We start from the raw sequence: 23,215 nt of genomic DNA on the forward strand, positions 1-23,215 counted from the left end.
TACTTGGGGATATGCCAATGAAATACAGAAAAACCGGACGGCTGAAATGCCGTCCGGTTTTCATCCCCCGCTGACCGGCGGTATGATGGCTACCGTGTCACCCGAAGATACAGAGGTATTTTCTTTTACATAGCTTTCGTTAACGGCAATCATAGCCGTATCAATAGATTCAAGACCGTATTGTTCTTTTAGACTCGCTTTTATTTCATCTGTGGTTGCTTGTTCCACATCTATTTCTATTGCTTGTGTACCGGCCTGTTCAGCCAGTCCTGCAAATAAAAGAATTTTAATCATGCTGCTCTCCCTCGCTTAGGTCTGGTTTTCCGTTCGGATAAGCTGTTGTTTCTAGCTGGTCGCCGATCCATTGCTCACCGTCTTCCCAAATTTCTTTTTTCCAAATCGGCACAATCTGTTTAATGCGTTCAATCGCATACTCATTGGCTTCATATGCGGCTTTTCGATGGGGAGAAGATACAGCAATCACTACCGCTGCTTCACCGATATCGAGCACACCTATACGGTGCGTGATCGCAGCTGAGGCACCTTCCCATTTTTCTTCGATTTCAGCGCCGATTTGAGCAAGCATTTGCACGGCCATCGGTTCATATGCCTCATATTCAAGCCGAACCGTTCTTTTTCCGTTTGTCCATTCCCGAACCGTACCAATAAATGTTGTAATGGCTCCTGCTTCCCGTTTCTCCACTTTTTTGATGATGTTTTCAGTATTAATGGGTGTTTTCGTAATCTCAAACCGTTCCATTATGCAGATTCCCCCTTCAGCTGTGAAAGCACAAAATCCACGGCAACCGGATCATCCGCATGAAAAACGGGTAATCCCTGATGCTCTGTCATATGCTCTTTTTTTCTATAGATGATGGCGATTATATTTACTGCTTGCAGCGCTTCCAGATCTTCCTTTTCACTTAGGATAACCACTTTAGGATAAGGGGCTTTTTTAAAGCCTTCAATCAGAAGACAGTCTGTTTCGAGAAATTGGTATAACTCGATCAGCCGTGCCAAATCCCAATTGCGGCGGGCAGTCAGCTGTAACACACCAGCACCTTCTACCGCTGTTACATCAGCACCTGCCGCCTTGTAACGGTCCGTGTCTTTTCCTTCCGTGAGCGTTTGCGGTTCACCGCCGTGACCATGATGCTTCAGGCAGCCCAAATGGACTCCCTGTTCAGAGGCTTTTTCAAGAATGCGCTCAATAAACGTTGTTTTCCCGCTGTTTTGAAATCCTACAACTTGGACGATCGGGAAAGGACGGACCAAGGCCATTCACTTCCATTCTCTTCTCTGATGAGCAGCACTTGAACCGTTCTGCCAGATTCGTAGCCTCGCGTGCCGCCCGGCAGGATAATAAATGCATTGGCATCTGCAAGTGATGTGACAGAGCTCGACTTATCTAAGCCAACGGGTGTCGCCAACAGCTTCCCTTCCTGATGGTGCACGAACGCACGAACAAATCGGGTAAATGGGTTCGGCTTCGGAAAATCCTTGATCAAAACAGCTTCCGCACAAATTGAATGCGGTGTTTCATTGAGCAGCCATGTCTGGATTATCGGTTTGACAAACAGTTCAAAACCGACATAGCATGCCGACGGATTACCTGAAAGGCCAAACAGCAGCATATCGTTTGCATGCGCCACCGTTGTCACGCTGCCCGGGCGCATGGCAACTTTATTAAACAGCACGTCCGCTCCAAGTTTTTCATAAATCGCAGGCAAAAAGTCAAAGTCACCGACTGATACACCGCCAGTTGTGATCAGGAAATCCACCTTTTTCATCGCTTCTTTAACTGCAGCAAAGCTTTTATCCAATTCATCAGAGATTTTCCCTAAATAAAGCGGTGTTGCGCCTGCTTCTATCGCTTGCGCATATACCATACTCGCATTGCTGTTGCGGATTTTTCCCGGTTCCAGCGGATCACTGACATTCAGCAATTCGGTACCGGTTGCGATAATCCCGACTACAGGCTTTCTCACGACAGGCACAGATGCGTATCCGAATGTTGCCAAAAGAGCCGTCACTCCTGGTGTCACCCGGGTGCCCTTTCTCAGTAAAACACTCCCTTTTTGAGCGTCCTCACCTGTTTTTGAAATATTATCCCCCGTCTGAAAGCGGCGTTTTAAAGACATAAATGACTTCCCATTCTCCTCAAAGGCTTGAGTCAGTTCAATCATGACGACTGCATCTGCCCCTTCAGGAATTTGCGCGCCAGTCATAATCCGCACGGCCTGAAACGGGCCAAGTTCTTTTTCAGATACTGCTCCCGCTCCAATATGGTCAATAACTTCAAACCGAACTGGGTTTTCACGTGAAGCTTCTGCCGTATCGCACGCTCTGACAGCAAAACCATCGTATGGCGAACGGTCAAACGCGGGTACGTGGTGATCCGCAGTTATATCTTCGGCTAAAAACCGATGAAGGCTGTCTTCAAGCGCCACCCATTCTGTTTCACCTTGTTTTTGAAAATGGCAGACACGCCGAACTGCCTCGTCTACCGGTATCGGTGTTCTTTTCTCCAGCATTCTGACCCCTCCTGTTGTTACAATCCAATCACTCTTGCCAACACGGAGTTGGCTTCTTTCACATCATTTGTTCCATGCACCAGTGCCCGTCCATCATTGAAAATGACAATTCTGAAATCCTCGTAAAAAATATGCAGCAAAAACGCATTGGCCTCGACCTTGCCGATTGTTTTCAGCCGCTTAATGAGCTCCTGTTTCGGGATTCTTTTTAATGATTCTGACCTTACCTGCACTGTATCACGGCCGCATAATACAGCAGCTTTTGGTGTGTTCCAATCCTGAAGATAAGGATATACCGCATTAGCTCCGCAAGATGGGCATTCCTCACGGCGTACATGATTAACGTTAATCTTCATATGCGAATTGTTCCAGACATCAAATGTCACAAAACCCCGCTGTATTGCTTCTATTTGGCCGGTTAACAGCTTTAATGCCTCAGCCTGCTGATATGCTGAAACGATATGCACAGCAGGCGGAATAATGCCGGCAGTATCACACGTCGCCCCGCCGACAGGAATTTGCTCAAACAAACAAGACAGACAAGGGGTTTCTCCGGGAATGACCGTCATGAACATTCCCTGGCTGCTTACACAGGCGCCATAGACCCAAGGTGTCTTTGTTTTCTGGGCAAGATCGTTTATCAGCATGCGGGTTTCAAAATTATCTGTCGCGTCGATCACGACATCTGCTTTTTCAATCAGCGGCTCAAGCGTTTCGGCTGTTCCTTCGGTAACATACGCATCAATATGTATTTCGCTGTTAATCGCTGATAGATGCTCTTTGGCAGCCATGGCTTTTGGCATGCGGAGTTTGGCATCGCTTTCTGTATAAAGCTGCTGTCTTTGAAGATTGGTCCACTCCACATAGTCACGGTCAATAATGGTAATAGTACCGACTCCCGCTCTCGAAAGCCCTTCAGCTCCTGCAGTGCCGAGCGCTCCCGCTCCGACAATCAGCACATGGCTGTCTGCCAGTCTTTTCTGACCCTCTTCCCCAATTTGCTTAAATCTGATTTGCCGTGAATAACGTTCCTCCATCAAACCTGTTCTCCTTATCTTTTATGTCATCTTATCATGTTATTGCCCCGTCAGTCCCGCTTGAGGGAGTTCGATTTTTCTTCCAAACAGCTAAAATCATCACGTGTATTAATGTTGATAAACTCTGCCGGGTTTGCTCCGATATTTTCAGACTGTACGTAACAAACCGAAATTCTGCCTAATAAATCTGATATTCTCAACCTCTTCTCAGAAAGCTGATCGTATAGAACTGGCATGATACGTTTGTGGTAAATCGCAATCAATGGCTGCACTTGTCCGTCTGAAATTGGGACTACCGCGTCCGCACCGGCAGTCATCAGACGTTTGAGCTCCAGCATCGTCCTTCTTTGTATCAGCGGTGTGTCACAGGAAAGAACAGTATAAAGATCACCGTCTGTCTTTTTAAAAGCGGTATATATACCAGCCAATGGCCCCATGCCTTGAAATGGCTCAGCATCTTGATACACTTCATTTTCACCGTTTTCTTGAAATCTATCAATATATTCGGGACGGCTGATGATAACCGTATGTTCTCCAAGTGCCTCTTTAGCGCATTCATAAAGCATCCTGCCCTTCCATTTGACAAACGCCTTCGGTTCTCCAAATCGCCGCGAGGCTCCCCCTGCCAGCAGTACGTTTACATGCTTCATATCATCTCACCTCTAGTTTCGTTAAAAGCATAGCAAAAGCAAAGGCTCAACGCTACTGCTTGTCTGTTTATTAAAGAGGAATAGCTGTTCAGTATTTGCATATTGTAGTGTTAACATCATGAGGGAGATGGTTCGAATGAAAAGATCAGGTCCTTTTTTCCACGACGTGTCTCAGGAGAACCTTTATTTAAAATCCGAGCTTTCAAGGTGCCATAAGCTGATTTCTGAACTTGAAGCAAGCTACTTTCATCAGAAAAATAACAAACTGCTCAAAGAAAATAACGATATGAAAGAAAAACTCCAGCAGCTGTCTGCCGAATTAACACATATGTCAACAAAAGAAAAACATGCCTCCCACACCAGCCAAACCCTGCACCAAATAAGAGCTGAATTGCTTGATAAAATCGTTGTTTTGCAGGAGCTTCTATCTGCTGAAACCTATAAACGCAGAGCCGAAATCGAAGAAAAACATAAACTTCATATTGCTAAAGTCAAAATCGAAGAAGAAAATAAAAATCTTCATAAACGGATCAGCGAACTTCAAGCCTCAATTGAGCAGGAACAAAATGCACTGCTTCAGGCAAAACAGCAATCCGAATTGATAAAAGCCGAAAATGGGCGTCTTAAAGAGCAAATGGTAGAAAAAGAATATCAGCTAAAACATATTAAAATAGAAGTTGATCATATGAAAGATCGAATCATGGAAACGAAAGAAAGACTGCTAGACATAGAAAAAACGAAAGAAAAATTATTTCACGAAACTATTATATCGTATAAACGGCAGCTTGATGAAAGCGATGCCTGGATTGCTTCTCATTTTGCTGATATTGATGGCGGCACGACACAAAAAGAAAAAACGGAAGAAGAAGCTCCAGCGGTCTACGCGCAGCCAAATCATGTAGAGACCATCCTTGAAGATGTCACCAAACAGATACATGTGCTTCAAAAACAGCTTGCCCGCGCCCAATCATCAGACCAGGCCAAGAGCCATACAATCGAAGAGCTGAAAAACAGAGCCGCTGAAGAAAAGCCTTATCAAAAGTGGGTGTATAAGCTTAATCTTGAAAAAGAAAACAAACCTTCACAGAAAAAACCTCAATAAAAAAACTGCTTGAGCGATGCCAAGCAGTTTTTCTTTATATTTATTCATTTGCTGATTCTGCAGATTCGATTTCACCCTCTAAAATGTACTGCCCGCGATATGGCTTTTTCACTTCCGGGTACATTTTAATTAAGCTTTGCATAAACGTTGTCATATTAGGGATTTCAAGACCGCTTTCTTTTTCAATCTCTTTTTGAAGCTCCGAGCTCTTAATCGCCGCGTTGTGGCGTTTTAATGTTTTAATAGCAGCTTCACGCAGCTTAGCTGCTTTTGATCCCGGTCTTGCCGTTCCTCTTCTTCTTCGTGTTGTTCCGTCTGGTATACCGGCAGGAAGAGAGGAAATAGATTGAAGCTGAGGCTGAACAGACTGCTGCTGTGATTGCGGCTGATAGCTTCTGATTTCCTGAGCCGCAAGCTCAGCGAGAACCGGCAGAGAGTCAGGTTTTTTTTCAGAACGGAAATCCTTTTTGATTTCGGAAGGGCTTCCATTTCTGTCCAGCTCTCTTAATTTTGCGTATATTTTATCACGTTCAATTTGATATTCACGAATGACTTTCACTTCAGCTTCATTTAATTGTTCTAACCGCAAGCGCAAAGCTTCTCTTTCATTAAACATTCCTCAATGTACCCCCTATCAAAATTAACATCTTTAATTAAGATATTAGATTACAAAAGTAATTTTATCAACTATTATTTTAGCATTTTACTATTATATTTACTCTATGAAAAATTCCTTATTTTCTGAAAAAGTTTTATTTTTCAAAAGAGTCCTTTATTCTCAAGGGGTCAAGGGTCTTTCTAGTTTATTTGGTATAATGTTGAAAATATATATTTTACTTACTTCTTTAAAGAAATTTAGTGTAATATCTACAATTTTCGAGTTATGAGATATGAGATTTATCTAAAATTGAGGAAAAACATCAAAAATCAGCTGTGTTTTTTAGCGTATCAATCAAACAAATCATCAATTCTTATACCCAAATTTGGAAAAATAAGCTTCTTACTCTTCTTCCATTGCTTTTTGCACAAATAAAAAACCTGATGTGATCAGGTTTTTAGGAAATACTATTTAGTCATATACCTATTCCGTTTCAGCCAGAACGCGGTTCACACGTTTTTCAAGCATTTTCATACCGCTCCCGCCGGCTTGGAAGTGACGGAGCTGTCCTGTTTTATCAAACACATAATATGCAGGTACGTATTCATTTTCAAATGCATCGGTTAAAGTATGGTCACTGTCAACAAAAATCGGCTGGGTGATATCGTGTTCAGCAGCTGTTTCTTTAATTTTACCAAGGTCAAGATCATCTTCGGAACGAGGCATATGCACAGCTACAACATTCAGTTGATCTTGATATTTATCACGAAATTCATTCACTTGCGGCATCGCTTCTTTGCACAAGTGGCAGCTGATGGACCAGAAATGAATAAGCGTCGGCTTTTCCCCAATCAATTGCTCTCTCGTCACTTCACCATTTAACCAAGCTTTTTCTCCCTTCAATTCCGGCATGGGCTGACGTAATTTCATTGCTTTTCCCTCCTATTTAACAGAAAGGCCTAACGAATATGCTAGACCGCTTTTCGTTCTTGGAAAGAATTAAAGTGTTTTTTGGCCTGGTTTCCAGTTAGCCGGACAGAGTCCGCCAGTTTGCAGCGCCTGGAGAACACGAAGCGTTTCATCAACATCACGTCCAATGTTGTTATGGAAAACAGTTTGGTATTGGAGCTCCCCTTCAGGATTAATAATAAACAATCCGCGCAAAGCCACACCTTCTTCTTCGATTAAAACGCCATATTCACGGGATACCTCATGGTTTGTATCAGCAGCAAGCGGGTATTTCAGCTGGCCAAGACCGTTTTCTTTGCGGTCTGTATTGATCCAAGCTAAATGAGTATGGATGGTATCAGTTGAAACCCCGATGACTTCTGCATCAAGATCTTCGAACTCGTCATAGCGGTCGGACATTGCTGTAATTTCTGTCGGACAAACAAAAGTGAAGTCCATTGGATAGAAGAACAGCACTGTCCATTTGTCGTTTTTCATGTTTTCCTCAAGACTTACTTTGCCGAATTCTTTGCTTGCAAGGACTGCTTCCATTTCAAAACGAGGAGCTTGTTTACCTACCATACGTTCTGCCATATGTATCCCTCCAATTTATTGTTTGGCTTAAAGGTCAAAATCTCATGAAAATAAAGGATAATTAACCATTTTTAGTTATATCGCAATGCCATTATATAAAAGCAGATTTCCCGAGTCAATTTTTAACAAATCATGTATGTCTTTGGCTTCGACATTTTTGAATAAAACGTTTAACATGGTCATGTACAGGGTAACTAGTCTCAATGTGCAGCAATCAATTAGAAAAGGAGCTCAACATGGACATTATTAAACAATATGATTGGGCGGGACTGATTACAAATGCCGGTGTTCTGCTCATTAAACTCGCCATTATGATATTGCTCTATTTTATCGTTCGATCATTAGGCATGAAAATCATTAAACATCTGTTTGCAAAATTCGAGGAGCAGAATAGCTTGTCTATCGGACGTGCACATACGCTCCGAAGCCTGACTCTTAACATATTTGCTTATACATTGATTTTCATATTTTTCGTCATGGTTCTAGATTTGTTTCATTATGATCCAAGCGCTCTTTTAGCGGGGGCAGGAATCGTCGGCCTGGCTGTCGGATTTGGCGCCCAAGGGCTTGTCAGTGATATCGTGACAGGTTTTTTTATTTTGCTTGAGAAACAATTGGATGTCGGAGATTATATTACCGTTTCCACCTTTGACGGAATTGTCGAGCAGGTTGGCTTAAGAACAACTCAAATCCGCAGCTTTGACGGAACACTGCATTACATCCCCAACAGAAACATCACAAACGTGAGCAATCATTCTCGTGGTACCATGCAGGCTCTTGTTGATATTAAAGTGCCGGCTGAAAGAAACATTGATGAAATGATTCATATTTTACAGCAGGTTTGTGATGAAACGGCAGCGGCTCTTCCACAAATAAAAGAAGGCCCAAATGTCATCGGCATTCAAGAACTGGGGACTTCTGAAATTGTGATCAGGGTCATTGCCAAAACAGAAAATATGGAACAGTGGCGAGTCGAACGAGTGTTGAGAAAAGAAATAAAGAACGCGTTCGACCGCGCTTTCCCTAAAGAAACAGAATAAATAAAAGAACCGAAGCTTTTTGCTTCGGTTTTTATGTTACTGAATTCTGCTCTCAACTTCGCTGCAAATTTCTTCAGCCGTCATCCCGGAAGCTGTAATGACAGGTGCTTGTGTTACCGTATCGGCTATCCCTTGCACATTATTATCAAGACCTGTTACGACACAGCAGTCACAGCCTTGAGCATCAGCAGGGCTTTTCATCATTACAACGTCATATCCTTTTTCTTTTAAAGCAGCTTCTACATCTGATAACGATTGTTCAATTCCAATTTTTTTAGCCATTTTTGAACACCTCCGTTTACTAGAGTGCTCATTTTATGGAATTTTATTCTTTCATTTGTGCTTAATTGGCATAAACAGAAAAATAACCTGTCATGACATTAACCGCTGTTTCTATCGCATTTTCATCGGGATTCAGCTTAGCGTGATGAAGCCCATGTTCAGAATCAGCGCCGAGCCAGAACATGAAGCCGGGATATTTTTTCAGCATGTAGCCAAAATCCTCTCCAGTCATAGCTTCTTTTGCTTCAATTACTGTCGCCAGTTGATGTTCAGCAACAAAAGACATAAATTCTTCTGTTAATCCGCTCGTATTGTAAACTTGGTGATAAACAGACGGATATGTCACTTTTCCTTTGCAGCGAAATCCGATTTCGATTCCTTTCACCACATCTTCAATCCGTTCCTTTACCTGTTTCATCGATTCTTCAGAAAGCGTGCGGATCGTGCCTTCCAGGTGGGCCGTTTCCGCAATGATATTTTGTGCCGAGCCTCCGGTAATGGTACCAACTGTAATAACAGCACTGTCTAGCGGATCTGTGTTTCTAGAGATAATCGTTTGCAGCTGGGTGACAAGTGTACTTGCCGCTACAACCATATCCTCCGCCAAATGCGGATATGCCGCATGTCCCCCTCTGCCTTCCAGATCGATGACTAGCTCTGATGTATTCGCAAATAGAAGGCCGCTTTTTGTCGCAATGGTGCCTACCGGAAGCTCTGGAGCAATATGAAGCGCAGTGATGAAATCAGGCTGCCATTTTTTTAATACATCGCTCTCAAGCATTGGTTCCGCGCCGCCAGGCCCTTCCTCTGCCGGCTGAAACAGAAAAAGCAAATCATGTTTGACTGGGTGGTGAACAAAATGATCAATAATGCCGAGTGCAATCGTCATATGCAAATCGTGGCCGCAGGCGTGCATGTTGCCGTGATGCTCTGATGCGAATGGAAGACCAGTTTGCTCTTCTATAGAAAGCGCGTCGATATCCGCTCTGTACGCCAGCATTTTTTTCGGCGCCGTCCCGTTCACTTTTACAAAAAGCCCTGTTCGCCATTTCTCAATTTCAATTCTGTCTTGGGGATATTGTTCCAAGACATGTAATAAATACTGCTGGGTTTTGAACTCCTGAAATCCAAGCTCCGGTATACGATGCAGATCTCTGCGAATTGCGATGAGCTCCTCTTTCTTCATTTCTATTCCTCCTGCCTATACGAATAAGGCGTGGATACATTATCCACGCCTTTTTTATCAAACTTTTCCTTACAGCTGGCGTAATTCCTGCTTGATTTCAGTTTTGCCTTTTGTTTTTTCATCAATGTCTTTGATTTTTTTAGCTGGTGTGCCTGCAACGACAGTGTATGGCTCAACGTCGTTTACCACGATCGCTCCCGCAGCAACAACAGCTCCTTTACCTACTGTTACACCTTCAAGCACAACAGCATTTGCGCCGATTACGACGTCGTCTTCAATCACAACCGGTTTAGCGGATGGCGGCTCAATAACGCCCGCAAGTACAGAACCCGCGCCGATATGGCAGTTTTTTCCAACAGTAGCTCGTCCGCCAAGCACAACGTTCATATCAATCATTGTGCCTTCGCCGATGACTGAACCGATATTAATAGAAGCACCCATCATGATGACTGCGTTATCACCGATTTCAACTTGGTCGCGGATGATCGCGCCCGGCTCGATACGCGCTTTGATGTTTTTTAGATCAAGCATTGGGATCGCAGAATTGCGGCGGTCATTTTCAACCACATAGTCTTCGATTTTGCTTTGGTTTTCTTCGATTGCTGTTTGGATTTCGCTCCACTCACCGAAAACGACACCAGTATTTCCGTTGATAAAAGCTTTCGCAGATTCGCCGAAATTGATTCCTTCCAGCTCACCTTTCACGTAAACCTTTACAGGTGTAGATTTTGTACTATTTTGAATAAATGAAATAATTTCATTTGCGTCCATCATTTTCATATGTATAGTCCTCCTCCTGATTTTCTACCTCATTACTGTATCAAAGGAAAGATACAAAGACAAGAAAAAAAGGAACAGCCGTTTTAGCAGTTCCCAGTGAGTGATCAGACAGCGCACCCGCTTTTCTTTGCGAATTGTCTCCCGAAGTTTATTAATTCTTCCTCTTCTTCACCTTCTGGATTATTTTCGATTTTTACCGAAGGCAGCACAATGTCGCCACCGCATTCTTTTATTTTTGCTTCGAGCGTATCAACCGCTCCGCAGAAAAATTCATATGCTGTATCACCGGAACCAAATACAGCGCATGTTTTACCGGAAAAATCAATCTCCTCCATGTCTTCAGCCAGATCTAAAAATTCATCAGGCAGATCTCCGTCTCCCCACGTGTAGGTCCCCATTATGATATGGTCATAATCGGTAAACAGCTGGGCATCATCAATATCCATTGCTTCGAAACGGTCTACTTCTGCTTCCGCCTCCTGAAGCCCCTTTTCAATCAAATCTGCCATTGCTTCAGTGTTGCCTGACATTGTTGCATAAACGAGCAAAATCTTCGCCAATTCCTTGTTCCTCCTCTAATGAATCATTGCTGAAACTTCGTACGGCTGGACAAATTTACATTCATACAAGCCTGCGCAAAAGAAATTCTCTTTCTGATTGGCCACTCTCCATCCATGCCCCTTAATGGTATCGAACCATTTTAACGACCGGGCTTCGAGATCAGCCTGGTAAATTCTCGAAAAACCATTTTCATCTTGTGTTGTAGTGACATATATAATGCCATCATCCTCTGAAAGATCAAGAAATGACTCTTCAATTCTGATCATGCTGGATTGAATGATGAATTCTTCACCATTCAAAAGATTCCGTACAGTGACAGCACCGTGCTTTCCTTTCACAGAACCCATCGCCGCCACCAGCCAATTTTCATTGAACACGAGCATGGATGCCGTCATCCGGTTTTTTTCTTTTTTGACAACTTGGACAGTGTCACGCTTAATGTCGTAAGCCCAAATGCCGCCAAAATATTCGTGTATTTGCGTGCCGATAAAAAGATTGCCCCCGTGAAGGCATAGCGACCGGATAACAGGGGGATTATAAAATTCGGCAAAAGGTTTGGCTACGCGCCATGAGATACCAAAATCATCCGATACATAAATACAATGCTTACCGTGGGCGCAGACAAACCCGTTGTTTCTGCCGGTAATCGCCCACACTGTTGCATTTGTCGGAAAGCTCGACATCGTCCAGGTTTTCCCTTCATCAGCCGAACGAATGACTGTTCCCTTTTCACCGACGCCAAATAAGTAAGGCCCTATGTAGCTGATACAGTGTATCTTACTTTTCAAACGAAAAAGCTTTCTCCAGCCCTGCTCCAAAGAATAATGAAAAATGCCTTCTCTTTGTACCGCCACAAAATATCCAGAAAACGCCGATGCCGTAACAGCAGTTGCTCCTTTATGAAACATGGCTTTTTTCCTTGTTCATATAATCTGCCCATGCAAGAAAACCTCTCGCAAACGCTCGGCAGCTTTCCACATCTTCATCTTCTTCATCTGTTTCAGGCGCTAATTCAATTTTTAGTGTTTCCTGGTAAACAGCAGCTCCCGCCTCTTGCAGCATGGCATTGAACAAATTCACCGCTTCGCAAAACTTTGGATAAGAATAATCGCCAGACCCGAAGCAGGCTGTTTTTAAACCATTGAGCTGAAGCTGTTTGACCTCTTCGAAAAAATCCTCCGCTTCGTAGGGCAAATCGCCGTCCCCCCATGTATAGGTGCCAATCAGTACATAATCATAGGAGGTTAAACAAGACGCATCCGCATCGTCTATCTCGACACAATCGATATCCAACTCATATTCCTGAAGCGTATCTTTTATTATGAAGGCAATGTCTTCTGTATTTCCTGACATGCTGGCATATGTAATCAAGGCTTTAGCCATGTTATCACCCCATTAATTGATAATGATTTTCAATATCATATGTATCACTTTAAATGATAATGATTTTCATTGTCAACAGATAAATAAAAAAAGACAGCACCTCGCTGTCTTTAAAATGGATTTTCCTGATCCAGCATATCCTTTATCACTTGTACAAAAGCTTGAACTTGTTTCAGTTCAAAGGCAGGCTCATAGCCTAATAACCATGTATCCCGACCGATCGGATGCCCTTTCATGTCTAAGAGAGGCATTTTATTCACTTTATCTTCATTTTGAAGGGTAACAGACGGCAAAATAGCATAACCGATTCCGTGCAGCGCCATCTGTTTGCACGTTTCAATCTGATCAACCAATATCGTCTGTTTCGGCGACGTTTTAAATTTTTGATGCCACCAGTGCTGAATTTCCTGAAAATAAGTGCTATCACTTTTAAACTGGATAAACGGCCGTTCTGTATGGGCAATATCTTCGATGCAGGAAATTTCAGTATCCACTAAATACAGATGATCTGTCATTAAGTAATCTTTGCGCCCCTTCCACTCAGGGTTGCCTCTTATAATGCCGATATGAACCTGATCCTCATACAAGCTTTTCAGCATTTCGCTGCTCCACCCGGTTATGAGCGAGATCTTTGCATTCGGATACTTTTCCACATACGTCTTCAGGACTTTAGGGAGCCAATGCTGACCGATTATGGAGGCGACGGCAAGCTTCAACGTGCCGTGAATTTCACCTTCAAGCTCGTCAATATTTTCTCTTATTCTTTCCTGCTCTAATGTCACATCATTCGCAAACTGAATGATTTTCTCACCGGCGGGCGTTACCGTTAATCCTTTTTGTGATCTTAAAAAGATTTTTGTTCCCCACGCCTTTTCAATGGTTTGTAAGCGCTGAGATAAAGCCGGCTGAGATACAAAAAGCCGTTCTGCCGCCTTTCTCATATTTAATTCCTCAGCTAAAACTACGAGCATATGAAGCTCTTGAAGCTGCATGTCGTCCTCCTTTTTGTTATCAATAAGTTTTTCTTATCTCCCATTCTAATAAAATCTTAGTTTCTTATTCAAGCCCTATTCTCGTTTAAATTATGTATGCGCTTTCTTTTTTTGCTCTGGCTATATAATAAAAATAGGCCGTACAGCCTACTTATTCAACGAGCGTATATGCTTATTCAATTCCTTTAAAACGACTCTTCTCGTAAAAATCCCTTCAAATACCTGCTCGTCATTTTCAACACAGACAAATCCGTTATTAATGACCATGCCGAATCCCTTCATAATCGGATCATTGATATGAAGGCGCGGAATGTCGGTCAGCATGACTTCCTCAACAGTGATTTGGTCAAGCTTTTCAAACTCAATTCGCTCAAGTCCAAAAATACTGTTCATGATCATATTTGTCCCGATTAAGCCATGTAAACGATAGGAAGGATCCAGAACCGGGATGGCTGTGTATCCGGTTTTTGTCAATACTAATAATGCGTGCTCAAGGTTATTTCCGACTTGCACGTGCGCTACTTTGTCCGCCTCAATCATAAATTGTCCGACTGTTGCCTCAAGAAGTTGATCTGATTGTAAGCTTATCATGTTTTCGACCCCTTTTCATTTTCATCATCAATACATTCCCTATATTGCAATAATATAAACTTTATCAGTATTTGTCGAAAAGTTTCCTTTCAATAAAAAAGATACTCTTTGTGGAGTATCAATTATAGGGTGTCCCATTAATTTTCAAATCGAAATCGGTCGTATAGCGTTACAAGTTTTTTGTAGGTGGTTCCGTCAACGTTTTTGGTCCCTGTCTCTATATCGTTGATCTCACTGCTTAATAGCTCGATGGCATACTCATGGTTGATCAGGATATTCAGCAGAAGTTTTTGTTCTTCTTCTGTAAATCGTTCACCGATAAGACTCATTCGCAATCAGGCCCCCTGTTTTATACTGAATACCTCTGAAAGCAAGACAACTTACTTTCAGCTCTACCGCTAGAATAAGTAATCAGATAACAAACGTCAACCGCATAATTCGACATTTACCTTGGCTTTTCCAGCCAAATTATTTTGTGAAACGATTTGCATAGCTGAAGGCAGTGTATGAATCCGGCTTTATTTTGGCCTCAATCCCCATGGAGGTAATACGTCCAGTCATTTCTTGAATCAGATCTTTTGTAAGCCCTTTTTTCCCAATATCCAAGTGAACTTCAAAGGTAAGATCCGCCCCCTCACCGGTAAAGGGCAGGAGCAGATCGGTAATATCCATTAAGTGTCCATCAAGAATATGAGCGGCCGTTTCTTGGCTGTACGCCGTTTCTAACGAAATCTTCTCCCGAAGGCTATGTATGGGTCTGTCGACTGTATGATTTTTCAAACAGCCCCAAGCTCCCTTGCCTGTACGATGCAAATGCAATGCGGTAATAAACTTTGTGTAATCGCGGTAAACCTGTGAATCGGTTCCGATCGATAACACATAAGAAGAACGGGGGTCCTTTTGAACAAAGGTTTTAAGCCGTTCCATCACATCTTGAAAGGTCATCTGTGCTTCTGAAAGATTATAAAACAGAAAAGAATCAGCCATAACGACACTCCTTTTCAAGGATTTACAACCATGAAACAAGTATGTTCCTTACCGTTTATTTCGATTACTTTTGCAAAGGCGAAAGCTTGTTCCCCCTATTTCAGGAATCTTACTGAAGAAGTTCAAAGATTTCGATGGAAACCATGTCGATATTATCAAACGGATATGTGTTAGGTTTTTCACCTTTTTGGAAAACCGTCAGTTCAAACGTTTGATTTTTTTCGAAATATTTAACACTGCATATTTTCTCACCATTCACTTCGAAATAGCGTTGCATTGGCTCGTTAGCCGCTTCCGCTGTTTCTTGCAGACTTTGCAGCCGTGTGATGATACCCATTAATTGTGACATTCTAAAAAAAGACTCCTTTCAAAAAGCAACTTCAAATCAACAAGTATTTATTATAATACAAGTTCTATTGAGCATCATACCATAAAGTCGGACAGGATGGCATTTTCACTGCTGAATTTAAGCAAAGAAAAAAAGTGAAAAAAACTATTTTTCTTTAGTTTGAGGCTTTTTTTGAATGTCATGCACACAATTATAATTTTTTTCGAATCTTTGCAGCATTAAGAATGCCTTTTTGCAACTTTGTCAAAACCTTCTTTTGAATTTTCTGGTGAAGTCCCGCGTGGCCATAATCAATGGGAGTCATGCTGGATAGAGTAAACACGGACCTGAAATAAATAATCATTTCAGAACGAATTTTCCTCCTCACCCGTGCAGCAGTGTCAGGGGTGTTCGGCACTGAATGTTTCTCCCCGTGTTAAACGTTTACCACTAGTTAGGTTTATTGTATCATTGGATTGTCCTATGCTTTGACAAATAAAAAACTTGGCGGGGGTAGCGCCAAGTTTTTTCGGATCTTGATCTGATAGAGGGGTTGGGGAACAGAGAGTAGCTTCTCTCTATAATTAAATGATAATGATTCTCAGTATCAATGTCAATCGTTTTTTGATATTTTTTTCAATTCATAAAAAAAACGGCCTCTCAGCCGTTAAATCAATCCATCCTGCTCATATAAATATGAATAAGGCAAGTCTATAAATAAATACACCTGATCCTCCATCGGATACGAAAACGTTCTAATCATTTCACCTGTTTCCAAATCACTATACAGATCACTGAAAAAACCTTTTCTGAGATTTCTCATTCTCATAATGTTCTCCAGAAAATAAGGGCGCCAGCTCCAGTTTTTCTCCGCATATTCCGGCTGATAAATCCATTCTCCATCTTGCTTAAACACATTTCCCGTCAGCTGATCGCCTTCTTCATCACACATGTAAATCCTGAAGCTGCAATCTGTCAGCTCTTCCGCCAGCTTTTTAATAAAGTCATCATCAGAAGACAGATTGTTTTTTCTCAAAGAGGTCACAGCCTGATGCACTCGTTTGTAAAACTGTTCGGAGTGCTCATAGACTGTTTCCAGTTTCTTTTTCTCATGTGTGATAAATTGGTGAAATTCAGTTTTAAGTCTATGTTTCAATACATCTCTCTCTAGAAACGTTTCAGATGGGGACACCAAGTAATAGCCCTGAAAATAGCGGCCTCCGTTTCTCCAGGCGTACTGAAGCTGGAAGTTCGCCTCAATGTCTTCATACAGCAGCGCCGCACCGATTTTTCTCGCTAATAAAGAGATGCTGTACAGCACATGCTCATATGACGGTGACGGCTGTGACACTTTCAGCGCCTGCAAATCGATTTTTAACAGATCTGGTGAGAGCAGCGCGATTCTGTCCAAGTTGCTGCTTTCTTTTCCGATGTTGTCAACTGCGATTTTAATTCCGTATGTACGATAGTATGCAAGCATATGGTAGAGCTGCTCAATATCCCCTTCAAAATTGTGCTCTGTAATTTCAAGCACAAAACGGTGGAGTTCGATTCCCTTCGCTTCATATTCTTTCAGAAGCTCTAGAAAGCTTTCACCATGATCCAGCATCAGCAGATTGGCATCCTGATTCATAAAAATCAGCAGATCAGAATCCGCCTCTAAAAAGCGGTCAAGAGCCTGGCGGATAATTCTGTTATCAACCTCTAATTTATATTCTTCGGGTATCCCTGCATCTAAAAAGAAGGGCCCGAGACTTTGGATTTCTGAATCTGCCAAAATTCGTCCAAGCACCTCATATCCGACAACCTTCTGTTCCTCGGCACTGAAAATCGCCTGGTAAAATGGAAGGACATCATCAATGTTCGTTAAAATATCAAGTGGATCCAACATGTTATCACCTGCTTCTCTATCTTTGTCTGATTATACCACATTGAATCCAAAGATTAATATTCTTTAAAACGGATAAGGATTCAGCCATTGCCCTCCGTCCATTGTGATACAATCCCCGTTTATATAGGATGCTTCATCAGAAAGCAAAAACGCTGCCAAAGCGGCGATTTCCTCCGGTGTGCCCAATCGGCCGAGCGGCACACTGTTCATCGTGCGGGCCATCGCTTTTTCCGATTCAAAGAGCTTCTCCGCACCGCCTGTTCGTTCAATCGGTCCGGGGGCTATAGCGTTTGTGCGAATGCCGTATTTGCTCCCCCATTCAACGGCCAGCGTTCTTGTCAATGACAATACCCCCGCTTTGGCTGCAGCGGAATGAACGACCCCCGCTCCCGCTCCCCAAGCGTAAGTGGCTGCCATATTTAAAATGACACCCTGCTGCTTCTGGTCAATCCAATGCCTTGCCGCTGCCTGGCTGCAAAAAAATGTGCCGTTTAAAACAATCTCAATAACGGCTTTCCATCCATTGGGCGTCAGCTTTTCTGCCGGACAAATAAAGTTTCCGGCTGCGTTGTTAATCAGCGCGTCAAGCCGGCCAAAGGCTTTTATCGCTTCTTTAATCATGTCTGAAGCGGCGGAATCGGAACGGACATCCATTTGAAAACAAGCGACCTGTCCCTCAAAGGTCTGAATTTCTTTTTTTGTTTCCTCAAGTGCCTCATGGTTCCTCCCTGTCACCATAACGTGCCACCCTAATTCAGCCTGTTTTTTTGCCATCGCTTTTCCCATGCCGCTTGACCCGCCGGTAATAATTACCGCCTTTTTTTCCATGTTTATCCCTCCAATTGTGAATGAGTATTCATTCAATAATATTCTATCATTATATCCCTGCCTCTGTCAGCACATGCTCATATGAGATTTTTATCAGATACAGATGATATAATAGAAAAACTCTATTAAAGGTTGGTTTGAAATGAAAAAGATGTCCAGAAGACAATTTCTAAAAGGAATGTTCGGCGCTCTTGCTGCCGGGGCTTTAACGGCCGGCGGGGGATATGGCTATGCCAGGTATCTCGAGCCGCATATGATCGAGACAACCGAACACACAATAAAAAGCTCTCTCATCCCGCACGGATTTGACGGTTTTAAAATCGTGCAGTTCAGCGATGCACACTTGAGTGATTACTTTACTCTCGAAGATTTACAAACTGTCATTCTTACAATTAATGAATCTAAACCTGATCTCATTGTTTTTACAGGTGATATTATCGATAATCCTGATACGTACCAGCACCACCAGGCAGTCATTCCATTATTGAGAAAGCTTAATGCTCCCTTCGGCAAGCTTTGTATTTACGGCAATCATGATCACGGAGGCTATGGAACTGCCGTTTACAAAAGCCTGATGACGGCCGGAGGTTTCACGGTATATCGCAATGGCTATCAAACATTGTCACTCGCAGATGGCAGCAAAATCGAGATTGCTTCGCTTGATGACTTAATGCTGGGAAACCCAGATTATGAAGGCACCCTTTCAAGGCTGAGCGACAGACTTTTTTCCATTCTTCTCGTCCATGAACCTGATGCGGCCTTGAAAACAACAGATTATCCCGTGAACCTTCAGCTTTCCGGCCATACACACGGCGGCCAGATTCAGCTGCCTTTTTACGGACCGATTATTACGCCTCCATATGGAAAAGTCTACACAGAGGGAATGTATCAAACGGGCAGCACTCATATTTACGTAAACCGAGGCCTCGGGATGACCAGGCTGCCTTTACGGTTTCTGGCCAAGCCTGAAATCACTGTCTTCACCTTAAAAAGCACAAATTAATGTAGCAGGATGGGCTCCTCATCAATACTTATAAGTAAAAAAGGAGGATGAGGAAACTGCTTACGTACCAGGTGAAGCAAGGCGATACACTGAACAGCATCGCGGCTGATTTCAGAATCAGCACGGCTGTATTACTCCAGGCTAATCCGTCACTGCAGGCAGGGCTCACCGCGGGACAGTCCATAGTCATCCCCGGACTGCCGGACCCTTATACAATTCCGTATCATATCGCAGTCTCAATCGGAGCGAAGACCCTTACGCTGTTTCTAAATAATCGGGTAATGAAAACCTATCCCATCGCCGTTGGTAAAATACTAACGCAAACGCCTACTGGCGAGTTTTACATTATTAACCGCCAGCGCAATCCCGGCGGCCCATTTGGCGCTTATTGGCTGAGCCTTTCAAAGCAGCACTACGGAATACACGGGACGAATAATCCCGCTTCGATTGGTAAGGCTGTTTCTAAAGGCTGCATTCGCATGCATAACAAAGACGTGATCGAACTTGCTTCAATTGTGCCAAACGGAACAAGAGTCACGATTAACCGGTAATGTTTTCTTATTTGTTTCAAAAACAGGCGGTTTATAATATGATAAAGTGGGACCTTTAGGGTAAGGAGCGTTTTTATGGATATATTTAAAAATCGTAATTTTGTTCGTCTATTTTTCGCAGCACTCGCTTCTCAAATGGGCACGACAGTAGGCAACATGGCCTTTGCTTTTTTTTTGCTGGACCGATTCAGCAGCCAGCCTTCATATACGACATTGGCGGAGCTGATGTATTCTCTTCCGACCATATTTGTATTTCTGATCGTGGGAGTCGTCGCGGACCGGTTTGATAGAAAAAAGGTGGCAGAAAATTGTGATTGGATCAGAGCAGGCCTGACTGTCGTGCTTTTTTTCACTTTATTTACCGGCAATATTCCTCTTGTTTTTTGTATCTTATTTATCAGAAGCGCTGTAACAAAGTTTTTCTTTCCGGCAGAAAACAGTTTGGTACAAGCCATTCTGCCGAAGGAGCATTATGCGAAAGCGGCAGGGCTTAATCAGATGCTTTTTAGCATTTTTATGGTGTTTGGAGTCGGTATAGGCGCGTTTATGTACAACACCATCGGTATTGAAGGCGCCATTATTCTTGATTTTGTCAGCTTTATCATTTCCGGGCTGCTGATCCGCAGCTGCCGGATTCCAAAAGAAGCCCGACAGCCAAACGGTGCATTCAGCTGGAGAAAGACTTCTGTTAAGGATTCAATAAATGACTTTAGAGAAGGCATTCTCTATATTTTAAAAAACAAATTGCTGGCATCTCTTATTTTTGGCTTCTTCATTTTTGGATTTGTCAATGGAGGATTCGCCGTATTGCCGATGTTTACAATGAAATATGGATTGGCGCCGGACCGTTATGAGTGGCATACGTCTGTATTTACGATCGCACTCGGGTTTGGGCTGCTGGCAGGAAGCGTAATCGGCACGATCATCTCAAAAAAAGTGAAGCCGCACTTTTTAATGTCGATACCGATTTTCATTGCAGGTTTGCTGATCTTCGTACTCGGCTACACCAATATTTTATGGGTGTATTACGCGGCAGCTTTTGCACTGGGAATGTGTATCGGACCGATCAACATTGCAATCGGAGGGTGGATGCCCAAAATTGTTCATCCAAAACTGATGGGACGTGTAAGCGGCATGCAGGACCCTTTTATGATGTTTGCACAGTCTTTGACACTTGGCTTAGTCGCGCTGTTATTCCCTAAGTTTGTTTCAAACATTGATTATCTTTATTACGGTATGGGTGTTATTATCCTGCTCGTTTTTATTTTTTATTTTATTGCACTGCCAAAATACAGTGCTCAGGCTGTGGAAGTGAATGTTCAGGAAGCATTTCAAGAACAGCCGAAAAAGAAGGCAAGATCTGTATAATGCAGGTTAAAAATGCGCTTTTTTTCTTAGAAAAAAGCGCATTTTTACATTCAATATTTGCATTTCAACTTTAAAAAAGTATAATCTAATCATATAGAAATTGATAAGAGCAAAGGAGAGAAATAATGGACGACCATGCATATACGAAAGATCTGCAGCCAACCGTAGAAAATCTTTCAAAAGCAGTTTACACTGTGAACCGCCATGCAAAAACCGCCCCCAACCCTAAATACCTATATCTGCTGAAAAAACGGGCTTTGCAAAAGCTTGTCAAAGAAGGTAAAGGAAAGAAAATAGGGCTTCATTTTTCAAAAAATCCAAGGTTCAGCCAACAGCAATCGGACGTGCTTATCTCAATCGGAGACTACTATTTTCACATGCCTCCAACTAAAGAAGACTTCGAACATCTTCCGCATTTAGGTACACTTAATCAATCGTACCGAAATCCTAAAGCTCAAATGTCTTTAACAAAAGCGAAACACCTATTGCAAGAATATGTCGGCATGAAAGAAAAGCCGCTAGTGCCAAATCGCCAGCAGCCAGCTTACCATAAACCGGTCTTTAAAAAACTTGGCGAGAGTTACTTTTAAAATAAAAACAGCCGTGCCTCTTTCTGGCAACGGCTGTTTTTATTTATTCGATAACATACGTATCCACTTTTTTAATCAAATCACTGATCTCAGGCTTGCTGATTTGCTCATCTGCCCCTACAACTTCACCGCGGTGACGCAGATCATCCGTAATTAACGATGAGAAAATCATAACCGGCACATCTGAGCTTTTCGGATTTTCCTTCAACAGCTTTGTGAGCCTGTGTCCGTCCATTTTTGGCATTTCAATATCAGTGATGATCATATCAATCTGTTCTGATAAATCAGTTTCGTTTTCAGCAAGGTTCATAATGTATTCATATGCCTCTTTTCCATTTTCAAACGAAGCGATATTGTTGTACCCTGCTTCTTTTAATTCATCCTGCAAGAGGCGCATCAAAAGCGGTGAGTCCTCTACAATGATTAGCTTTTTATCAGTTCTTCTTTCATCAAAGCCCTCGGTATGCATATTATACGTGTCAACACCTGAATCTGATTCAATGTCATAAATAATTTTTTCATAGTCAGGCAAAAAGATCATCAGGTCTTCAAGCTTAATAATCCCGGTAAGGTGCCGCTCCATTCCTTGATTTAACGATGTCGGCTTTTCAATCGCTTCCCAGGATACTCTGTGAATTTGAGACACAGAGCCGACATGAAAAACAATTTTCCGTTTATTAAATTCAGTCACGATATATTTCTCATCTTTTGATCCTTCAGGCTCTACTCCAAAAAATGAGAAGAGACTGATCACAGGGAGGATTTCTCCTCTGAGTTTAATCATTCCTTCTACATGCTGATGGGAGTGAGGCACTGATGTCACCTCGACAGGCTGAATAATTTCTCTTACCTTCATGACGTTAATTCCGAAAGCATTTTCACCCACACCAAACTTCACAATTTCTAATTCATTTGTACCAGAATCCAATAAAATTTCGTATTGTTGTAACGACAATTCAATCCCTCGCTATTCGCATTCAGTATTGTACTGTATATATCGGCGTAATTTGTAAAAAGTGAATGGCAGCTCCTCAAAATCAAATTCCGAAGGCAGCAAACTGAGTTCCTCAAAAAAGAAACTTTTTTCCTAATAACCATTGACTTTCCAACTAACAGTGATAAAATAGTCAAGGATTTTTCCAAAGAAGGGTGTAAATAATGGGTACCTTAGTAATATTTAAAGAAAACGAAATGACTGTTTTAGAGGATATCAGTGAAGAAACTTACCTGAATATGAAGAAAGAATCAGCTGACCTTCAAGAAGAGCATCCTCCGTATCTGATTTGGCACGAAGACCTTCATTTTGATTATGGCTATTAATGAAATTGGCACATATAAACAATAATAGAACATGATACAATAAAGACAATCAAATCGCTGGTTGTCTTCTT

Annotated in this window: 30 protein-coding genes; 7 read left to right on the forward strand and 23 right to left on the reverse strand. The window is 42.4% G+C overall.

Translation table 11 applies throughout. From position 1 onward, the window contains the following. Positions 1-60: 60 nt before the first annotated feature. From moaD to ACQVGT_RS13040, 6 genes are read right to left on the reverse strand one after another with little or no spacing between them, the layout of a single operon-like run. Complete coding sequence (gene moaD, locus ACQVGT_RS13015; protein ID WP_014476678.1) at positions 61-294, reverse strand: molybdopterin converting factor subunit 1; 234 nt, start codon at positions 292-294, stop codon at positions 61-63. Beyond that, the gene (locus tag ACQVGT_RS13020; RefSeq protein ID WP_003232367.1) at positions 287-760 is read right to left on the reverse strand and encodes a molybdenum cofactor biosynthesis protein MoaE; all 474 of its coding nucleotides are present in this window, start codon (positions 758-760) and stop codon (positions 287-289) included. The genes moaD and ACQVGT_RS13020 overlap by 8 nt, the downstream gene beginning before the upstream one ends. After that, on the reverse strand, positions 760-1,281 hold the full coding sequence (gene mobB / locus ACQVGT_RS13025; RefSeq protein ID WP_003232370.1) for a molybdopterin-guanine dinucleotide biosynthesis protein B: 522 nt from the start codon (positions 1,279-1,281) through the stop codon (positions 760-762). Before mobB ends, ACQVGT_RS13020 begins: the two co-directional genes overlap by 1 nt. Next, complete coding sequence (locus tag ACQVGT_RS13030; RefSeq protein ID WP_015383547.1) at positions 1,242-2,534, reverse strand: molybdopterin molybdotransferase MoeA; 1,293 nt, start codon at positions 2,532-2,534, stop codon at positions 1,242-1,244. The genes mobB and ACQVGT_RS13030 overlap by 40 nt, the downstream gene beginning before the upstream one ends. A gap of 17 nt (positions 2,535-2,551) precedes the next feature. Further along, positions 2,552-3,571, reverse strand: a complete 1,020-nt coding sequence (locus ACQVGT_RS13035) for a molybdopterin-synthase adenylyltransferase MoeB (protein ID WP_015383546.1) — start codon at positions 3,569-3,571, stop codon at positions 2,552-2,554. 50 nt (positions 3,572-3,621) lie between these two features. Continuing rightward, positions 3,622-4,221 carry a molybdenum cofactor guanylyltransferase gene (locus ACQVGT_RS13040; protein ID WP_015383545.1) on the reverse strand — a complete coding sequence of 200 codons (600 nt, stop codon included), beginning with the start codon at positions 4,219-4,221 and terminating at the stop codon, positions 3,622-3,624. A gap of 136 nt (positions 4,222-4,357) precedes the next feature. Between ACQVGT_RS13040 and cse15 the strand changes: the two genes are divergently transcribed. Beyond that, positions 4,358-5,323 carry a spore protein Cse15 gene (gene cse15 / locus ACQVGT_RS13045; RefSeq protein WP_015383544.1) on the forward strand — a complete coding sequence of 322 codons (966 nt, stop codon included), beginning with the start codon at positions 4,358-4,360 and terminating at the stop codon, positions 5,321-5,323. Positions 5,324-5,363: 40 nt separating this feature from the next. Here cse15 and rok read toward each other — a convergent pair whose 3' ends face one another. From rok to ahpA, 3 genes are all read right to left on the reverse strand, one after another. Continuing rightward, complete coding sequence (rok, locus tag ACQVGT_RS13050) at positions 5,364-5,939, reverse strand: transcriptional regulator Rok (protein ID WP_003232378.1); 576 nt, start codon at positions 5,937-5,939, stop codon at positions 5,364-5,366. A gap of 465 nt (positions 5,940-6,404) precedes the next feature. Beyond that, the gene (gene ykuV / locus ACQVGT_RS13055; RefSeq protein ID WP_015483177.1) at positions 6,405-6,851 is read right to left on the reverse strand and encodes a thiol-disulfide oxidoreductase YkuV; all 447 of its coding nucleotides are present in this window, start codon (positions 6,849-6,851) and stop codon (positions 6,405-6,407) included. A 69-nt stretch (positions 6,852-6,920) separates the two neighbouring features. Continuing rightward, positions 6,921-7,463 (reverse strand): biofilm-specific peroxidase AhpA, encoded by a 543-nt coding sequence (gene ahpA, locus ACQVGT_RS13060; protein ID WP_003245371.1) that lies wholly within the window; start codon positions 7,461-7,463, stop codon positions 6,921-6,923. A 236-nt stretch (positions 7,464-7,699) separates the two neighbouring features. Between ahpA and mscT the strand changes: the two genes are divergently transcribed. Continuing rightward, on the forward strand, positions 7,700-8,503 hold the full coding sequence (mscT, locus tag ACQVGT_RS13065) for a small-conductance mechanosensitive channel protein MscT (RefSeq protein ID WP_041517839.1): 804 nt from the start codon (positions 7,700-7,702) through the stop codon (positions 8,501-8,503). Between the two features lie 36 nt (positions 8,504-8,539). Here mscT and ACQVGT_RS13070 read toward each other — a convergent pair whose 3' ends face one another. From ACQVGT_RS13070 to fadH, 13 genes are all read right to left on the reverse strand, one after another. Then, positions 8,540-8,785, reverse strand: a complete 246-nt coding sequence (locus ACQVGT_RS13070; RefSeq protein WP_003232382.1) for a YkuS family protein — start codon at positions 8,783-8,785, stop codon at positions 8,540-8,542. 61 nt (positions 8,786-8,846) lie between these two features. Then, positions 8,847-9,971 (reverse strand): N-acetyldiaminopimelate deacetylase, encoded by a 1,125-nt coding sequence (locus ACQVGT_RS13075; RefSeq protein ID WP_015383541.1) that lies wholly within the window; start codon positions 9,969-9,971, stop codon positions 8,847-8,849. Between the two features lie 69 nt (positions 9,972-10,040). Next, positions 10,041-10,751: a 2,3,4,5-tetrahydropyridine-2,6-dicarboxylate N-acetyltransferase gene (gene dapD / locus ACQVGT_RS13080; RefSeq protein WP_003218680.1), complete on the reverse strand. Its 711-nt coding sequence runs from the start codon at positions 10,749-10,751 to the stop codon at positions 10,041-10,043. Between the two features lie 104 nt (positions 10,752-10,855). Next, the gene (locus tag ACQVGT_RS13085) at positions 10,856-11,311 is read right to left on the reverse strand and encodes a flavodoxin (protein ID WP_015383540.1); all 456 of its coding nucleotides are present in this window, start codon (positions 11,309-11,311) and stop codon (positions 10,856-10,858) included. 15 nt (positions 11,312-11,326) lie between these two features. Next, positions 11,327-12,220, reverse strand: a complete 894-nt coding sequence (locus tag ACQVGT_RS13090) for a WD40/YVTN/BNR-like repeat-containing protein (RefSeq protein WP_015383539.1) — start codon at positions 12,218-12,220, stop codon at positions 11,327-11,329. Next, a complete protein-coding gene (locus ACQVGT_RS13095) occupies positions 12,210-12,695 on the reverse strand; it encodes a flavodoxin (RefSeq protein WP_015383538.1) in 486 nt (161 codons plus the stop codon). The genes ACQVGT_RS13090 and ACQVGT_RS13095 overlap by 11 nt, the downstream gene beginning before the upstream one ends. A gap of 110 nt (positions 12,696-12,805) precedes the next feature. Next, positions 12,806-13,687: a transcriptional regulator CcpC gene (gene ccpC, locus ACQVGT_RS13100; protein ID WP_003232387.1), complete on the reverse strand. Its 882-nt coding sequence runs from the start codon at positions 13,685-13,687 to the stop codon at positions 12,806-12,808. Between the two features lie 147 nt (positions 13,688-13,834). Then, positions 13,835-14,278 carry a cyclic-di-AMP-binding protein CbpB gene (gene cbpB / locus ACQVGT_RS13105; RefSeq protein WP_003218674.1) on the reverse strand — a complete coding sequence of 148 codons (444 nt, stop codon included), beginning with the start codon at positions 14,276-14,278 and terminating at the stop codon, positions 13,835-13,837. Between the two features lie 137 nt (positions 14,279-14,415). Continuing rightward, positions 14,416-14,613 carry an AbrB antirepressor AbbA gene (abbA, locus tag ACQVGT_RS13110; RefSeq protein ID WP_010886502.1) on the reverse strand — a complete coding sequence of 66 codons (198 nt, stop codon included), beginning with the start codon at positions 14,611-14,613 and terminating at the stop codon, positions 14,416-14,418. 133 nt (positions 14,614-14,746) lie between these two features. Then, positions 14,747-15,265, reverse strand: coding sequence for a ribonuclease H-like YkuK family protein (locus ACQVGT_RS13115; RefSeq protein WP_015383537.1), 519 nt, complete (start codon positions 15,263-15,265; stop codon positions 14,747-14,749). A 109-nt stretch (positions 15,266-15,374) separates the two neighbouring features. Further along, positions 15,375-15,614, reverse strand: a complete 240-nt coding sequence (locus tag ACQVGT_RS13120) for a YkuJ family protein (protein WP_003218671.1) — start codon at positions 15,612-15,614, stop codon at positions 15,375-15,377. Positions 15,615-16,260: 646 nt separating this feature from the next. After that, positions 16,261-17,484, reverse strand: a complete 1,224-nt coding sequence (locus ACQVGT_RS13125) for an EAL domain-containing protein (protein WP_015383535.1) — start codon at positions 17,482-17,484, stop codon at positions 16,261-16,263. Positions 17,485-17,547: 63 nt separating this feature from the next. Continuing rightward, entirely contained in the window at positions 17,548-18,312 is a 765-nt protein-coding gene (fadH, locus tag ACQVGT_RS13130; protein WP_015383534.1) for a 2,4-dienoyl-CoA reductase, read from the reverse strand. A gap of 142 nt (positions 18,313-18,454) precedes the next feature. Between fadH and ACQVGT_RS13135 the strand changes: the two genes are divergently transcribed. The 4 genes from ACQVGT_RS13135 (at position 18,455) to ACQVGT_RS13150 (ending at position 21,824) form a co-directional block, all read left to right on the forward strand. Then, positions 18,455-19,315: a metallophosphoesterase gene (locus ACQVGT_RS13135; RefSeq protein WP_015483175.1), complete on the forward strand. Its 861-nt coding sequence runs from the start codon at positions 18,455-18,457 to the stop codon at positions 19,313-19,315. A gap of 56 nt (positions 19,316-19,371) precedes the next feature. Beyond that, positions 19,372-19,866: a L,D-transpeptidase family protein gene (locus tag ACQVGT_RS13140; protein WP_080030726.1), complete on the forward strand. Its 495-nt coding sequence runs from the start codon at positions 19,372-19,374 to the stop codon at positions 19,864-19,866. Between the two features lie 75 nt (positions 19,867-19,941). Beyond that, on the forward strand, positions 19,942-21,234 hold the full coding sequence (locus ACQVGT_RS13145; protein WP_014479656.1) for an MFS transporter: 1,293 nt from the start codon (positions 19,942-19,944) through the stop codon (positions 21,232-21,234). A gap of 125 nt (positions 21,235-21,359) precedes the next feature. Continuing rightward, positions 21,360-21,824 carry a YkyB family protein gene (locus tag ACQVGT_RS13150; RefSeq protein ID WP_003232406.1) on the forward strand — a complete coding sequence of 155 codons (465 nt, stop codon included), beginning with the start codon at positions 21,360-21,362 and terminating at the stop codon, positions 21,822-21,824. 43 nt (positions 21,825-21,867) lie between these two features. Here ACQVGT_RS13150 and cheV read toward each other — a convergent pair whose 3' ends face one another. Then, complete coding sequence (cheV, locus tag ACQVGT_RS13155; RefSeq protein WP_014476655.1) at positions 21,868-22,779, reverse strand: chemotaxis protein CheV; 912 nt, start codon at positions 22,777-22,779, stop codon at positions 21,868-21,870. A gap of 203 nt (positions 22,780-22,982) precedes the next feature. Between cheV and ACQVGT_RS13160 the strand changes: the two genes are divergently transcribed. Beyond that, entirely contained in the window at positions 22,983-23,144 is a 162-nt protein-coding gene (locus tag ACQVGT_RS13160; protein ID WP_003245246.1) for a hypothetical protein, read from the forward strand. The last annotated feature ends 71 nt before the right edge of the window (positions 23,145-23,215 follow it).

This window comes from Bacillus sp. SCT118 (assembly GCF_058566435.1).

Excerpts from the sequence above, each read along its gene's own strand:
- ACQVGT_RS13115 (WP_015383537.1), bottom strand. The coding sequence starts at position 15,265 with ATGGCTGATTCTTTTCTGTTTTATAATCTTTCAGAAGCACAGATGACC.
- ACQVGT_RS13145 (WP_014479656.1), top strand. The coding sequence starts at position 19,942 with ATGGATATATTTAAAAATCGTAATTTTGTTCGTCTATTTTTCGCAGCA.
- moaD (WP_014476678.1), bottom strand. The coding sequence starts at position 294 with ATGATTAAAATTCTTTTATTTGCAGGACTGGCTGAACAGGCCGGTACA.
- rok (WP_003232378.1), bottom strand. The coding sequence starts at position 5,939 with ATGTTTAATGAAAGAGAAGCTTTGCGCTTGCGGTTAGAACAATTAAAT.
- fadH (WP_015383534.1), bottom strand. The coding sequence starts at position 18,312 with ATGGAAAAAAAGGCGGTAATTATTACCGGCGGGTCAAGCGGCATGGGA.
- mobB (WP_003232370.1), bottom strand. The coding sequence starts at position 1,281 with ATGGCCTTGGTCCGTCCTTTCCCGATCGTCCAAGTTGTAGGATTTCAA.
- ccpC (WP_003232387.1), bottom strand. The coding sequence starts at position 13,687 with ATGCAGCTTCAAGAGCTTCATATGCTCGTAGTTTTAGCTGAGGAATTA.
- ACQVGT_RS13125 (WP_015383535.1), bottom strand. The coding sequence starts at position 17,484 with ATGTTGGATCCACTTGATATTTTAACGAACATTGATGATGTCCTTCCA.
- ACQVGT_RS13135 (WP_015483175.1), top strand. The coding sequence starts at position 18,455 with ATGAAAAAGATGTCCAGAAGACAATTTCTAAAAGGAATGTTCGGCGCT.
- cbpB (WP_003218674.1), bottom strand. The coding sequence starts at position 14,278 with ATGATAAGCTTACAATCAGATCAACTTCTTGAGGCAACAGTCGGACAA.
- ACQVGT_RS13160 (WP_003245246.1), top strand. The coding sequence starts at position 22,983 with ATGGGTACCTTAGTAATATTTAAAGAAAACGAAATGACTGTTTTAGAG.
- dapD (WP_003218680.1), bottom strand. The coding sequence starts at position 10,751 with ATGAAAATGATGGACGCAAATGAAATTATTTCATTTATTCAAAATAGT.
- ACQVGT_RS13030 (WP_015383547.1), bottom strand. The coding sequence starts at position 2,534 with ATGCTGGAGAAAAGAACACCGATACCGGTAGACGAGGCAGTTCGGCGT.
- cse15 (WP_015383544.1), top strand. The coding sequence starts at position 4,358 with ATGAAAAGATCAGGTCCTTTTTTCCACGACGTGTCTCAGGAGAACCTT.
- ACQVGT_RS13035 (WP_015383546.1), bottom strand. The coding sequence starts at position 3,571 with ATGGAGGAACGTTATTCACGGCAAATCAGATTTAAGCAAATTGGGGAA.
- ACQVGT_RS13120 (WP_003218671.1), bottom strand. The coding sequence starts at position 15,614 with ATGTCACAATTAATGGGTATCATCACACGGCTGCAAAGTCTGCAAGAA.
- ykuV (WP_015483177.1), bottom strand. The coding sequence starts at position 6,851 with ATGAAATTACGTCAGCCCATGCCGGAATTGAAGGGAGAAAAAGCTTGG.
- ACQVGT_RS13090 (WP_015383539.1), bottom strand. The coding sequence starts at position 12,220 with ATGTTTCATAAAGGAGCAACTGCTGTTACGGCATCGGCGTTTTCTGGA.
- ACQVGT_RS13150 (WP_003232406.1), top strand. The coding sequence starts at position 21,360 with ATGGACGACCATGCATATACGAAAGATCTGCAGCCAACCGTAGAAAAT.
- ACQVGT_RS13070 (WP_003232382.1), bottom strand. The coding sequence starts at position 8,785 with ATGGCTAAAAAAATTGGAATTGAACAATCGTTATCAGATGTAGAAGCT.
- ACQVGT_RS13095 (WP_015383538.1), bottom strand. The coding sequence starts at position 12,695 with ATGGCTAAAGCCTTGATTACATATGCCAGCATGTCAGGAAATACAGAA.
- ahpA (WP_003245371.1), bottom strand. The coding sequence starts at position 7,463 with ATGGCAGAACGTATGGTAGGTAAACAAGCTCCTCGTTTTGAAATGGAA.
- ACQVGT_RS13075 (WP_015383541.1), bottom strand. The coding sequence starts at position 9,971 with ATGAAGAAAGAGGAGCTCATCGCAATTCGCAGAGATCTGCATCGTATA.
- ACQVGT_RS13020 (WP_003232367.1), bottom strand. The coding sequence starts at position 760 with ATGGAACGGTTTGAGATTACGAAAACACCCATTAATACTGAAAACATC.
- ACQVGT_RS13040 (WP_015383545.1), bottom strand. The coding sequence starts at position 4,221 with ATGAAGCATGTAAACGTACTGCTGGCAGGGGGAGCCTCGCGGCGATTT.
- mscT (WP_041517839.1), top strand. The coding sequence starts at position 7,700 with ATGGACATTATTAAACAATATGATTGGGCGGGACTGATTACAAATGCC.